This window comes from Rhodococcus sp. P4_E4, from assembly GCF_056401575.1.
Genome location: NZ_JBFUJB010000005.1, coordinates 156,720 through 169,023, shown reverse-complemented (window position 1 = coordinate 169,023; position 12,304 = coordinate 156,720). Strand labels below are relative to the sequence as shown.

12 protein-coding genes are annotated in these 12,304 nt (G+C 61.4%); 5 read left to right on the top strand and 7 right to left on the bottom strand.

Annotation, left to right across the window (positions count from 1 at the left end; genetic code table 11):
* Positions 1-23: 23 nt before the first annotated feature.
* Complete coding sequence (locus AC1DVN_RS08120) at positions 24-950, bottom strand: TetR-type transcription factor C-terminal domain-containing protein (protein WP_029254130.1); 927 nt, start codon at positions 948-950, stop codon at positions 24-26.
* A gap of 115 nt (positions 951-1,065) precedes the next feature.
* Here AC1DVN_RS08120 and AC1DVN_RS08115 point away from each other — a divergent pair, with 115 nt between their 5' ends.
* The 3 genes from AC1DVN_RS08115 (at position 1,066) to AC1DVN_RS08105 (ending at position 5,492) form a co-directional block, all read left to right on the top strand.
* Positions 1,066-2,019, top strand: a complete 954-nt coding sequence (locus AC1DVN_RS08115) for a cyclase family protein (protein WP_003943547.1) — start codon at positions 1,066-1,068, stop codon at positions 2,017-2,019.
* Complete coding sequence (locus AC1DVN_RS08110; protein ID WP_477846503.1) at positions 2,016-3,665, top strand: class I adenylate-forming enzyme family protein; 1,650 nt, start codon at positions 2,016-2,018, stop codon at positions 3,663-3,665. The genes AC1DVN_RS08115 and AC1DVN_RS08110 overlap by 4 nt, the downstream gene beginning before the upstream one ends.
* Positions 3,666-4,043: 378 nt before the next feature.
* Positions 4,044-5,492: a histidine-type phosphatase gene (locus tag AC1DVN_RS08105; protein ID WP_279164339.1), complete on the top strand. Its 1,449-nt coding sequence runs from the start codon at positions 4,044-4,046 to the stop codon at positions 5,490-5,492.
* Here the strand turns inward: AC1DVN_RS08105 and AC1DVN_RS08100 are convergent.
* On the bottom strand, positions 5,438-5,821 hold the full coding sequence (locus AC1DVN_RS08100) for a helix-turn-helix domain-containing protein (protein WP_336504053.1): 384 nt from the start codon (positions 5,819-5,821) through the stop codon (positions 5,438-5,440). The two genes, AC1DVN_RS08105 and AC1DVN_RS08100, sit on opposite strands and share 55 nt — an antisense overlap.
* 154 nt (positions 5,822-5,975) lie before the next feature.
* Complete coding sequence (locus AC1DVN_RS08095; protein ID WP_019746277.1) at positions 5,976-6,434, bottom strand: hypothetical protein; 459 nt, start codon at positions 6,432-6,434, stop codon at positions 5,976-5,978.
* Between the two features lie 170 nt (positions 6,435-6,604).
* On the opposite strand from AC1DVN_RS08095, the gene AC1DVN_RS08090 reads away from it, so the two are divergent.
* Positions 6,605-7,501: an oxygenase MpaB family protein gene (locus AC1DVN_RS08090; RefSeq protein ID WP_021342356.1), complete on the top strand. Its 897-nt coding sequence runs from the start codon at positions 6,605-6,607 to the stop codon at positions 7,499-7,501.
* Between the two features lie 182 nt (positions 7,502-7,683).
* On the opposite strand, the gene AC1DVN_RS08085 is transcribed toward AC1DVN_RS08090, so the two are convergent.
* Positions 7,684-8,148 (bottom strand): GNAT family N-acetyltransferase, encoded by a 465-nt coding sequence (locus tag AC1DVN_RS08085; protein WP_477846504.1) that lies wholly within the window; start codon positions 8,146-8,148, stop codon positions 7,684-7,686.
* Between the two features lie 150 nt (positions 8,149-8,298).
* On the opposite strand from AC1DVN_RS08085, the gene AC1DVN_RS08080 reads away from it, so the two are divergent.
* Entirely contained in the window at positions 8,299-8,874 is a 576-nt protein-coding gene (locus AC1DVN_RS08080) for a hypothetical protein (RefSeq protein WP_477846505.1), read from the top strand.
* Positions 8,875-8,884: 10 nt separating this feature from the next.
* Here AC1DVN_RS08080 and AC1DVN_RS08075 read toward each other — a convergent pair whose 3' ends face one another.
* Genes AC1DVN_RS08075 through AC1DVN_RS08065 form a run of 3 tightly spaced genes read right to left on the bottom strand, consistent with a single transcriptional unit; the run spans position 8,885 to position 12,255 of the window.
* Positions 8,885-9,820, bottom strand: coding sequence for a tyrosine-protein phosphatase (locus AC1DVN_RS08075; RefSeq protein ID WP_477846506.1), 936 nt, complete (start codon positions 9,818-9,820; stop codon positions 8,885-8,887).
* A gap of 51 nt (positions 9,821-9,871) precedes the next feature.
* Entirely contained in the window at positions 9,872-11,035 is a 1,164-nt protein-coding gene (locus AC1DVN_RS08070) for an Rv3169 family protein (protein ID WP_477846507.1), read from the bottom strand.
* Positions 11,032-12,255 (bottom strand): phosphotransferase family protein, encoded by a 1,224-nt coding sequence (locus AC1DVN_RS08065; RefSeq protein WP_477846508.1) that lies wholly within the window; start codon positions 12,253-12,255, stop codon positions 11,032-11,034. The genes AC1DVN_RS08070 and AC1DVN_RS08065 overlap by 4 nt, the downstream gene beginning before the upstream one ends.
* Positions 12,256-12,304 lie beyond the last annotated feature (49 nt).

Sequence of the window (12,304 nt, the reverse complement as noted above, 5' to 3'; positions counted from 1 at the left end):
TCACCCGAACCGGATGACGTCCGTCACGGTCGCTGAAGGCGCACCAGATCGAGCGCAAAACGCACGTAGTCACGTGCAATTTCCTCGGGCGTTTGCGGCCCACTCGGCCGATACCATTGCGCGACAGAGACACACATCACGACAATCGCACGCGCGGCCTGTCGCGGCCGATCCGTCTCGAACACACCGGCGGCGATTCCGTCGTCCACTTGCTTCGTCATCAACCATTGCTGGTAGTTGCGTGATTCCGTGATGCGCAACCTGTTCTCGGCTGTGAGACTGCGCATTTCACTGGCGCCGAGAAATCCTTGATCACGCCGATAGATATGGAACAAGGTCACACATTCGACAAGGAAAGCCAATCTTTCGTCGGGACTTTCGCCCTCTTCGATAGCCGCCAACGATCTCGTGTTGAGTTCAGCCATGGTGAGGTCGAGAATTTCGGCCAACATCTGTTGCTTACTGGAATAGTGGTGATACAGACCCGGAACACTCATCTGCGCACGTTTGGCGATCTCACGCATCGCAGCGCCGTGATATCCGGTCTTCACCATCTCCGCGAGCGCGGCAGCCAACACCGGATCGAACGAACTCGGACCGAACCTTCGCCACTCGTTCGGGCGAAAATGTGCGTCCGGGTCGGCGTCGTCGCCTCCCCATCGCGGCTGTTCCGGCGGACGCACTATCGCAGCCGGGAGCAGAGCGTCGAAACGCACTCCGAGAATCCCGCCGATTGCCGCCAACCTGTCGACGCTGACTCTGGTCTTTCCGGTCTCGACAGCGCTGAGCGTCGCCGGGCTGACATCGAGACGCCTGGCCAATTCACGCAGCGAGAGCCCGCTGTGACGCCGCGCTTGCCGGATCGACGCCCCGATCAGGACAGCATTCTCAAATTCGGTCACAGTGTTCAGTATTGCCGAACATAGGATTTCCAACAATGCGATGACCACGGAAATCTATGAACGTGTTGACTACTAGTTATCGGCCTGAACATGATGTGGATCACAAAGACCCAGGTCCGCCCGAGCGATCGTTCGGTGTCGGTAGCGAGAGGATCGAATCACCATGACCGAGGCGCCATATCTTGGAGAACTCCTGCGCGACGCACCCAGCAACTGGGGCAAGTGGGGAGAGTCCGACGAGGTCGGTTCACTGAACTACCTCGACGCCGGACAGGTGCTTCGCGGCGTCGGAACCATCAAGCAGGGTTCCGTGTTCACACTCCAACGTCTTATCGGCGATCCCAAGGGTGATCCGGTCTGGCCAGGCCGGAGCCCCGCCGAGCGCACACAGATCTTCGACGAGAGCAGCTGGGACGGCGACGACGCCCCCAACTTCCCCGGCGGCCTGCATTACGCGGACGACAAGATCGACGCGTTCCTGCAGGGCTCGACGCAGTACGACGCACTCGGCCACGTCTGGTACGACGGCGCCCTGTGGAACGGATACTCGGCTGATACCACTGTCGGCGGCCTGGAGAAGGCCAGCGTCGAACCGATTGCCGACCGCGGCGTCGTCGGACGCGCAGTACTTCTCGACATGGCGAAGTTCCGCGGCAAGGAAAACCTCGACAAGGCCGAAACCTTCACGCACCATGATCTTTTGGCCTGTGCCGAAGCGCAGGGGGTCACCATCGAGAAGCGTGACATTCTCGTCATCCGTACCAACTTCCTCAAGCTGTTCTTCGACCAGGGCGAAGCCTTCTACGAGGGCTTCTGCGAGCCCGGCTTGATCTACAGCCCCGAACTCGTCCAGTGGTTCCAGGACATGGAGATTCCGAACCTCGTCACCGACACCATTGCCAACGAGGTCACCACCGATCCCGAAAACGGTGTGGCACTGGTGCTTCACAACGCTCTGATGCGCAACCTCGGCGTGGTGTTCACCGAGATCTGCGATCTGGAGAAGCTGGCCGCGGACTGCGCGTCCGACGGCCAGTACACGTTCTTGTACGTCGCCGCACCGCTCAAGGTTGCCAAGGCCAGCGGCTCTCCCGTGAATCCGGTTGCCATCAAATGACATACGAAGATCGCCCTTGGTTGACGTTGTACCGCAACGACGTTCCCCCCGACATCGGCGTCGAACAGCCCACAATGCTCGAAATGTTGGCGGCGGCGGTCCGCTCTGATCCGGACGCCACGGCTGTGAAGTACTTCGACGGTCAACTCAGTTTCGCTGAACTGGATCAGCAGAGTGACGCCCTGGCCCGCGCACTACGAGCAGGTGGTCTGGCGAAGGGAGACCGTGTCGCACTCCTCCTGCAGAACGTTCCGCAATTCGTGCTCGCCCTCGCCGGAATCTGGAAAGCCGGCGGCGTCGCAGTCTCGATCAATCCCATGAGCCGTGAACGAGAACTGGGATACCAACTCGAAGATTCCGGAGCAGCGGTTCTGATCGCTCTCGAGGGGCTCTACGAGTCCGTCGGCCGCAACGTCGTCTCGGACTCGCCGGTCAGGCGAGTAATCACCACCTCGGAACTCGAGTACCAAAGCCGCAACGATCCAAGGGTTTTCGACGGAATCGTGAAGAAGGACCTCGGTACCGACGATCTCGCGACGCTGATCGACCAGCATCGTCTCGGCGATCCGATCACTACCGACGCTGCACCGGAAGACATTGCGGTACTGACCTATACGTCGGGAACCACAGGTCCGCCGAAGGGAGCGATGACCTCTCACGCGAACATGACCTTCAACGCCCAGGTCTACCGTGACTGGCTGGGGCTCACCCCGAAAGACACGGTTCTCGGCGTCGCGCCGCTCTTCCACATCACGGGGTTGATCGGTCACATCGCGGTGTCCGTCCTGGCGAGAATGCCGCTGGTGCTTGCCTATCGCTTCCAGCCCGAGGTGATGCTCGACGCGATTCGTGAGCACCGCCCGACATTCACAGTCGGCGCCATCACTGCGTTCACCGCACTGCTCAACACTCCGGGTTGCGCGCCCGAAGACTTCACCTCCATGCGGTTGCTGTATTCCGGCGGCGCACCCATCTCGCCGACAGCCGCCGAGGCAGTCCGCGCCATGACCGGTGCTGCGCTGCACAACATCTACGGGCTGACCGAGACCACGTCGCCCACTCACGCCGTTCCCGTCGGGGCAGATACCCCCGTCGACCCCACGTCCGGGGCACTGTCCGTCGGCGTTCCAGTACCCAACACCGTGGTCCGCATCGAAGACGAGGGCGGTGCGGTCCTGCCGATCGGAGAGATCGGCGAATTGGTCGTCCGTGGTCCACAGGTGGTGCGCGGTTACTGGAACAAGCCGGAGGAGAGTGCGTCGGCCATTCGCGACGGGTGGTTCCACACCGGCGACGTCGGTTTCATGGACGAAGCCGGCTGGTTCTACGTCGTAGACCGTAAGAAGGACATGATCATCGCGTCCGGCTACAAGGTGTGGCCACGCGAGGTCGAGGACGTTCTTGCCGAGCACCCCGCAGTCCGTGAGGCAGCAGTCGTCGGGATCGCCGACAAATACCGCGGTGAGACGGTGAAGGCGTTTGTCAGCCTCGTCGCGGGGGCGTCCGTCACCCCGGAAGATCTGATCGATCACTGCAAGCAGCGGATGGCGGCGTACAAGTACCCACGCTCCGTGGTGCTGGTGGAGGAACTGCCCAAGACCGTCACGGGCAAGATCTTGCGACGGGAGCTGCGCACGACCTCCTGATCACAGGGCAGCGGGCGGACTTCACGGTCCGCCTGCTGTCTGATCGCGCACAGTTTTAGGTCGACCACGCAATCGGGGTAATGGAACAGTAATATGTGCTGAGTACCCACGGACAAACGGGAGACATCAGTGAGCAAGTTCGGACGTAAGAAGCAGCCCACGCCCAAGAGCTACCAGTGGCTGGCCATGACCCTCATCGCGTTGTCGCTCTCCGTGTCGATCGGGATTGCCGCCAAACCCTCCTGAGCTCGGCGGATCCGAAACTTGTAACCCCGCGTCCATCTGCACATGGGCAAATAGGTGCAATTCGGACGCTTAGCTGTTCTAACTTTCCTTCCGTCGTGTCACCTCGGCACCGACGGAGAGGATCAACTCACCATGCGAAGCTCACGCTTCGGCGTGCTGGCCGCTGCCGGCGCTGTCGGACTCGTGCTTGTCACCAGCAGCGTCCAGTCCATCGCCACGGCGTCACCGTTCGGTTCGCTCGACGCCGGTTCGAGTTCCGGTTCGACAGAGACACCGACCGTCAGCAACGGCGGTTTCACCTCCAAGACGCCCTACACTCCCGGTCAGCGCATCGCCGACTATCAGGCGCCGCCGACCGGATACATCCCGGTGTACACGGAAAGTGTTGCGCGCCATGGTTCCAGAGCACTGTCGAGTCTGAAGTACGACGACCTGAGCCTGCAGCTGTGGGAAATCGCCGAAGCCGAGAACGCATTGACACCCGTCGGCAAGGAATTCGGCCCGGCGCTTCGTGATCTCATGGCCGCCAACAAGAAGCTCGGGTACGGCAACCTCAGCGGACTCGGGGTCACCGAACATCGGCAGCTCGGAGCGCGCGTCACCGAGCGCCTCCCGCAATTGTTCGACGCCATCGCAGCGCAACAGGGCACCATCACTTTGACTTCGTCGGGCGTCGACCGTGCCGTGGACAGCGCCGAGAACTTCGCTCAGGGCCTGACCGGTGCGTTTCCGGCCGTCGCCGGCGATGTTGCGCCGGTGACCACGGATGCCGACCTTCTCTACTTCCACGACTCGGATGCAAACGCCGACTACAAGGACTACGAAGAGTCCGATCCTCGACTGAAAGCCGTCGACGACCAGATCGCCGATCTTCCCCGCACCCGCGAGGTCTCGCGGCACATGATGCTCAGGCTCTACTCGGAGGACTTCGTGAACCGGCTGAGTGCGGGCGAGTTCTCACTCGTCGACCGTGGCAAGGGCTCCAGCACGATCGACAACGAGGTCGACGCCGCGTACATGCTGTACAACACGTACATCATCACTCCGGGCATGGCCGAAGAAGGCACGTGGAATTTCGAGCGGTTCATCGACTCCGACGACGCTCAGTGGCTCGCGTACACGAACGACGCCGAGGACTTCTACGCCAAGGGCCCTGGCTTCACCGGTGAAGACGTCACCTACCGGATGGCAACCGTCCTGCGCGACGAGTTCCTGCGCGGGTTGCAGGAACACACCGGCGACGCCGCCGTGCCGGGAGCGGACTTCCGATTTGCACACGCAGAAACGATCATCCCCTTCGCTGCGCTCCTGAAACTGCCGGGAAGCACCGCCTCGCAGGCCGAGGGCGATCTCTACACCTACGCGAACAACCCCTGGCGCGGAGCGAATGTCAGCCCGATGGCCGCCAACGTGCAGTGGGACGTCTACGCCGGACCGGACGGTGAGCGGCTGGTCCGAATGCTCTACAACGAGCGCGAGACAGCATTTGCTGCCCCGTGCGCTCCGGTGAGCGCCGGGAGTTTCTTCTACACGCCGGACGAACTGGCCCGCTGCCTACCGGAGATTTCACCGGCGGCCTGAGGTCCGGCAACTCGGGATCCAGCCAGCGGTCGACGAGGGCGCGCCCATGCCTGGTGCAACGCCAGCATGCGCGCCTTCTCGTCGTCTTCCATCAACAAGGCGTCGCAGATACGTACGATGACCGGAGCCGAAACACCAACGGACGTACCCTGTTCCAGCCGCTGATAGTGATTGAAACTGATGTCGGCAATCTGCGCGACATCACGCCGACTGAGGCCGTGCATGCGGCGAGCACCCTCGCAGCGCATGCCGACCTGTTCGGGCGCAAGACTGTTTCGTTTCTCGACGAGCATCTGGCTCATCAACTGACGCGCGCTCGACCCGTTCACGTCGCCACCTTTTCCATCCCTGAAATACGCTTTCAACTAACACGTTTCAGAATATGGGATGGGACGGACACGGCGGTATCTCCGAGATGACAGATAATCACGCGATACCGCCAACCCTATGCCCGTTCAGGCTGTGACGATCAGAGGCCGAAGATCAGGCTATGAACCTGCCGATCGTCGGATTCGACTGGCAGATGGGACTACTGCCCCAATTGATCGAACCGAACGCCGTCGCAACGACATTGCCGACGCCGGTGTTCACCGTGGCAGAGAGATACGGGTACGCCCCTACCAGGTCGACGATTCCGGACTTACCCGTGTCGGTGTTGACCCACGCAACGGTCACCTGACCCGCCGCCGGAATGGGCGCGGCTGCCGGGAACGAATCGAAGCGAATATCACCCTTGGCGATGGGCGGATTGGACTCTGGTCCGGACTGGCCGGTGAGCCCGGTCAACGAGGCCAGTGACCCCTGATTCGGGCACCCGATGGTGACGGCGGCGCCGCCGAAAGGGTGGGGCGGATCAGCCGAGGCGACTCCGGCGAACATGACGCTCGCGGCAATCGGTAATCCGATGGCCGCAAAAACCCCGGCCGTGCGTGTGACGCTCATAGCTGCTCCTCGGGTCGACAACACTTTCCGGATACCCCTGGTACAACGCCCGAAACGATGGAAAGTCGACTATTCACACCCCTAGACAACGCGTGTTGTCAGAACTACAGTCGGTGGTGCAGCTCACACCTACCTCTGCAGCGCGCAGACCAGTCCCAGGGAGTGTTCAGATGAAGCGCTACGACCTCCGCAGTCGCACGGATCGACTCGATCCCGAAACCGATTACGAAGAGATGTCGCGCATTCTCGCGGCGCAAGAGTTTCCCTGGGACATCAATCAGGCGCTCAGCTTCGCCCTTTTTCGCACGTACGCGGTCCCTTCCATCGGCAAGCTCCTCTTCTCGACGGGCGAGTTCACCGACAAGGTTCAAAAGCGCTACGACGACACCAGCCTGATCCTCGACGCCATCCTCGAGCACGGCCTCAGCAGCACCGAAGGCCGCAAGAGCGTCCGTCGAATGAATCAGATGCACGGTTCTTACGACATCTCCAACGACGACATGCTCTACGTTCTGGCCACCTTTGTCGTCACGCCGGTCAGATGGCTCGACGAGTACGGCTGGCGGAAGATGACCGACAACGAGATCGTCGGGTCGACGAATTATTACCGCCACCTGGGTCGGTACATGAACATCAAGGACACGCCTGACACCTACGAGGGGTTCGTCAAACTTCTCGACGACTATGAGCGCGAACACTTTTCATTTGACTCCGGAGCGCGGGCCGTTGCCGATTCCACCCTCGACCTGATGTGCACCTTCCCGCCCAACAACCTGGCGCCGAAGGCTCTGGTCAAGGGATTCGCGTTCGCCCTCATGGACGATCACCTACTCGACGCCTTCCACTACAAGCACCCGAGCACCGCGATGCGCGTCGTCTCGCGCGGTGCGCTGAAGGTCCGTGCGCGTCTGCTGCGCTTCTTCCCGGTGCGTACGAAGCGGAAATTCGCCCGCGAGCTGCCCAACATCCGCAGCTACCCGAACGGTTACAAGGTCGAAGACCTCGGCACCTTCCCCACGGGATGCCCGGTCAAGCACCTGCAGGCAGACCAGCAGGCCCAAGCGTAGGTGCGTTGGGATACATCAGATTCACGGACGAGTTTGTCTGCGGGACGTTCAGGAGGCGATGGTCATGATTCCGATACCGCCGTACGGACTCGGTGACAGTTGGAAGATCTGGACTCCCTGGCTGGTTCCCATCGTGGAGTGGTGGAACTCCTGGCACCCTGCGCTGGGCTGAATCGCCTTTCTCAGGCCTGAATGAGGGAGGAGTCGCGACCAGTACGACGCAGAGTGATCAATTCGTGGTTCGTCTCGGCGTCGTGTCGGCGCCCCTCTTCTTCGAACTCCATCAGCGCATAGAACCTGCGGGCGCGATCGTTGAGGGTGTAAACCTCGAGTGTCACCTCGTCGTGCATGGTGGTGGCGTGTTCGACCAACGCCCTCCCGACTCCCAACCCCTGTGATGCCGGCGCGACGAACAGTCCCCCGATTTCGGAGCCGATCATTCCCAACAGGCCAACAACTTCGGAGTTGTGCTCAGCCACCCAATTGTCGGCCTGAATCAGATAGACCTCTCGCATCTTCTGCTCCCGCTCACCGGTCCCCTCGCCTGCAAGGAATGGATGGGCTTCACGGGCAGCGCGCGACCACAGGTCGACGACCACATCCTCATCCGAGGGTAGGTAGCGGCGAATGATCAGATCCTGGTTCACAATCCGACCATACCCTCCGGCATCAGAGAGATAGCCGGCGCTGAAAGTGACCAATTCTCGGATCAACGCACGACGGCCTCGACGTAAACCAGTGGCAACAATTCCATTCGTTGCCACCCCACAATTACTGCCTTGTGCAAGGGTTGTCCGATGACTGACGGTGATCCGACAACTGCGCGCGGAGGTCCGGCATCCTGGTGGAAGGTGATGGCAGTTGTCATCGCAGTGCTTGTCGCTCTCACATGCGGCGTCATCGTGTGGTCCTTTATGCCGCCGGTTGTGTACTTTCCATTCTTTGCGCTCGCCGCCTCAGTGTTACTCGGTTTGGGTGGAGTGTGGTTGATACTCAGCCTGATTGGCTGGATGAAGTACAAAACCCTGCGTTTGAGCACGATCGCGCCGGTGATAGTCCTCGTCACCGGCGCGCTCGTGACCTTGTCCGTCCCCTCGCGTGTTGCGTTTGCATTGTCGAAAGATTCGCTCGAAGCAGTGGCCGCGGATTGCCAGAAGTCGTTGGACAACCGAACAATTGGCGTCTACCGGGTCCTGCAGGTCTGGCCCGTCGGCAACGGGTGCCGCTTCCACATCGAGGGCGGTCTGATCGATTCGATCGGATTGGCGTACTTACCCGACGGCGCACCATATCTCGGCAAGCCCCGCCGCGACGGCGAGATCGGTTACCAGGAGTTCGACGGCGACTGGTACTCGTTCGTTCAACGGTTCTAACAGCGTGAAACTAGCCGACCAGCTTGGCCTTCAGAAGCGCGATCGTGTCCGCAGTGAGTCCGAGACCTTCGGTGAGATAACCGTCGACGGTTCCGTAATCGCTGGCTATCTGCGCGAGTCCAGCTTCCAGGTACGACGCATCGACACCGAGGGCTGGCTCGAGATTGGTCGCTACCTGCGGGCTCAAAGCCTGAGAGATCTGCGCAAGGATCTTCTCGTTGGTCGCCTGAAGGTAGGTGTTGCTCAACAGATAGTCGTCCATGATCGTCTGGGCGGGGACACCAGCGATGGTCTGCAGCAACATCGCGGTCCAACCCGTGCGGTCCTTGCCTGAAGTGCAATGGAACAACTGCACCCCGTCACCAGCAGCGATGTCCGAGAGAACCTGCTTGAAGCCGGCGCGGCGCACGGGATCGGTGACAAAACTGCGGTTGGTGTCGACCAAGAACTGCTTGGCCTCTTCCGGCGACTTGATCGTTGTGGCCAGCTGAGTGAGATCCTTGAACTCGATGGGGATGTTCGTGTACGTCACACCGTCCGGGAGCTTGTCCGCGCCACCGATGAACGGGTTGGAGATCTCGGTTGAACCGCGGAGGTCATAGGCGTCGGCAAGTCCGAGGCCGGTGAGCGTCGCCTTGTCTGCGTCGCTGGTCGCGGTCAGCGCATTGGACCGGTAGATGACGCCGCGCTTGAGGTGCGAGCCGTCGACGGTGGCGTATCCCCTACCGTCATTGCCGGCGACGTCGCGAAAGTTGGCCACGGAGGCCAAGTTCGGTGTCGGCGCGAGCACAGGATCGAGCGAGCCGAGATCGACCGATCCCGTGTTGAGAGAGCCCAAGTCGAGCGGGATGGCCGTGGCGGGAGCGGCAAACAACAGGCCTCCGGTGACAACAAGTGCGGCGGTCTTCGCAGTGCGAGCGAACAACATTCGTGAGCGTGTGGACATGTGGCAGTGTCTCTCTCTGTGGTTTGGGATTTGCGGTTTGGCGAGCTGGAGTTACGGTGCGACGTCACCGATTCCGGTGAACCCGTATCGCTGGTGGGGTCCAATGACTGCTACCTCGAACAGTCCTGTCCCGGTGCGGGTTACGCCGTCTTCTACAAGGGTGAACCGGGCCAAATTGTCGACCGGGCACAGCATCTTCTTCCACGGTTCGATGTCCGAAACCTTCTCTCGCAGGCCCTGAACCACCAGTTCTCCCTGCCACATCCCGTGGCGCCAATCCTGCTCGAGTCCGTAGCCCGTACCGACACCGATGTAGTTGGGCAGAATCGGTTCGCAGGTTATCTCCAGGATGGGGTCGGATTCGCCTGGTGCACCGGGACGCCGGAAGTACAGAGTTCCGCTCTTCACCTCGCGGGTACCGGAAATGAAGGTGAGCTGGTGGTCCGGTCGACCCAACCACTCCGGCTCGCGCGAACGATCCGCCCAGACGCGTGTCGCATCCTCCAGAATTCGGCGTCCCTGCTGATCCTCTTGAACGACCGTGACGACGGTGAAGTCCCCGAATTGCATGATCGAGTAGATCCAGAAGAAGTTCTGACTGCCGGCGATCGACGGATCCGCCTTGCGTCCAGGAGGTTCCGCCTCGCCGACCGGTCGAACACCCCAGGATCGATCGCGATTACCCCGCCACGTCTCCGGGGTGACCGGGATGACGTCGCCGTCGACGGTCAGGGATCCGGACCATGTTCCGGTCTGCACGAATCGTTGCGTGTCGAAGGTGACTCGTTCCAGTTGGCGATGGAAATGCCTGGCCTCGAGATTGGCGGGGCCGTCGGACTCGAAGGTGAGGTCGAAGCTCAGGTCCGGCGCTTCGGGACTCGGGTCCAACACCACCCGCAGACGGTGCAGACCCTCGATGATCTCGATCCTCAACGGGCCTACTGACAGGTCCATACGATCGTCACCCAAGGCGCGGGATGCCCGGAAGACGATATGGTCGTCGCCGCGCCGAAGAACCGCAAAGCCGTCGCACACACCGAGATTGGGGTACTGACCGAGACCGATGATGAGAAACAGCGGCTCGGTATCGCCGTCGACGCCTGCATGGCAGTTGAAGTAGTAGCGGTCGTAGAAGTTTCGATCCGAGGTGCCCACGTGGCGGATGGTCTCGGCGATCTGATGTACCGGGTAGTCGTCGAGCGGGGACAGTGTCATCGTGCATCTCCTGTTGCGACCGACGCTGTTGTGAGCGTGGCTGTAGCGAGCGATTCCCAATAGGTGCCGTCGAGCATGGCTTCGAGTGTCTTGTGGTGCAGGATCATCTCGTCCGGGTTGTCGGGGAGTTCGGCCTGACCGAAAGCCACTGCGCGACTTTGGACTCGGAACATGATCACCGCATGCCGCAGCGCGGCGTACACGATGTAGAAATCTAGATCCGCAACCTCGTGGCCCGAAAGCGAGCGGTAGGCCTCTGCCACGTCCTCACGACGAAGGAAATCCGGCATTCCGGGGAGTCCGGCCATGGCAGCGAGATCCTCGAAGAACCTGTGCTGGAAGATCATCCAGCCGAGGTCCAGCTCACGCGGCCCCAGTGTGGCCATCTCCCAGTCGAGGACCGCCGCTGGTTCGAAGTCGCGGTAGATGACATTTCCGATCCGCGAGTCACCCCAGCAGAGCACCGCGGAACCGGCATCGACGGGAAAGTTCGCTTCGATCCAGTCGAAGCCGCGCTCGATCAACGGAGATCCTGGTCCGTCGACTGTTGCCCACTCGTAATAGCGTCGCTGGTCCTCGAGGTGCGCGCGAAGTGCTTCTGCCCCAGTCGGTTCGGTACCATCGCGGCACAACTCGGGGAGAGCCAGGTGTGGATCGGCCATAGTGTGCAACTCCGCCAGCACCTGGACCGATGACTGCTGGAGTCGAGAACAGTCGTCCGCTGAAGCCTCCGAGAGCCAGGATCCGAACGTGTACGGCATGACGTCTGGCGGGATTTCGCCGTCGCGCCGTTCCATCACGAAGAACTCGCCACCGAGCGCGTCCGGGTTGCTCTCGGACCAGTACACGCGTGGGATCGGCACCGACGTATGAGCTGCGACGGCGCTCATGACCCGAAACTGCTGGTCCAGGTTGTACGACGGGAAGATCGGCACCGCACTGTCTCGTGGAGCGATGCGGGCGACCAGGCGATGCTCGGCTCGAATCCCGTCCTCGATCCACGTCGCATCGAACAGCACGGTCTCGTTGGACATGCCGTTCGCGGCCGGCACCTCGACCGAGGTCACGGAAGGTTTCGAGCCTCGCCACAGCACGGTCGTGAGCCAGCCTTCGAGGCTGCGCCGCATCTCTGCCGGGTCGTTGCGGGATTCGCCGGGCCTGGCGAATTCGGCGTAGTCGGGATCTTCGCCTGAGGTTTCTGTTTCGGTTCGAAGGTTCATCACCACTCCTCGTGGTTCGGTGGCGCCGATGCGCACGTGCCGATAGTCG

What these genes read in the sequence shown, in the direction of transcription:
- AC1DVN_RS08080 (WP_477846505.1), top strand. Translation starts at nt 8,299, where the DNA reads ATGACTGACGGTGATCCGACAACTGCGCGCGGAGGTCCGGCATCCTGG.
- AC1DVN_RS08115 (WP_003943547.1), top strand. Translation starts at nt 1,066, where the DNA reads ATGACCGAGGCGCCATATCTTGGAGAACTCCTGCGCGACGCACCCAGC.
- AC1DVN_RS08095 (WP_019746277.1), bottom strand. Translation starts at nt 6,434, where the DNA reads ATGAGCGTCACACGCACGGCCGGGGTTTTTGCGGCCATCGGATTACCG.
- AC1DVN_RS08105 (WP_279164339.1), top strand. Translation starts at nt 4,044, where the DNA reads ATGCGAAGCTCACGCTTCGGCGTGCTGGCCGCTGCCGGCGCTGTCGGA.
- AC1DVN_RS08065 (WP_477846508.1), bottom strand. Translation starts at nt 12,255, where the DNA reads ATGAACCTTCGAACCGAAACAGAAACCTCAGGCGAAGATCCCGACTAC.
- AC1DVN_RS08070 (WP_477846507.1), bottom strand. Translation starts at nt 11,035, where the DNA reads ATGACACTGTCCCCGCTCGACGACTACCCGGTACATCAGATCGCCGAG.
- AC1DVN_RS08110 (WP_477846503.1), top strand. Translation starts at nt 2,016, where the DNA reads ATGACATACGAAGATCGCCCTTGGTTGACGTTGTACCGCAACGACGTT.
- AC1DVN_RS08075 (WP_477846506.1), bottom strand. Translation starts at nt 9,820, where the DNA reads ATGTCCACACGCTCACGAATGTTGTTCGCTCGCACTGCGAAGACCGCC.
- AC1DVN_RS08090 (WP_021342356.1), top strand. Translation starts at nt 6,605, where the DNA reads ATGAAGCGCTACGACCTCCGCAGTCGCACGGATCGACTCGATCCCGAA.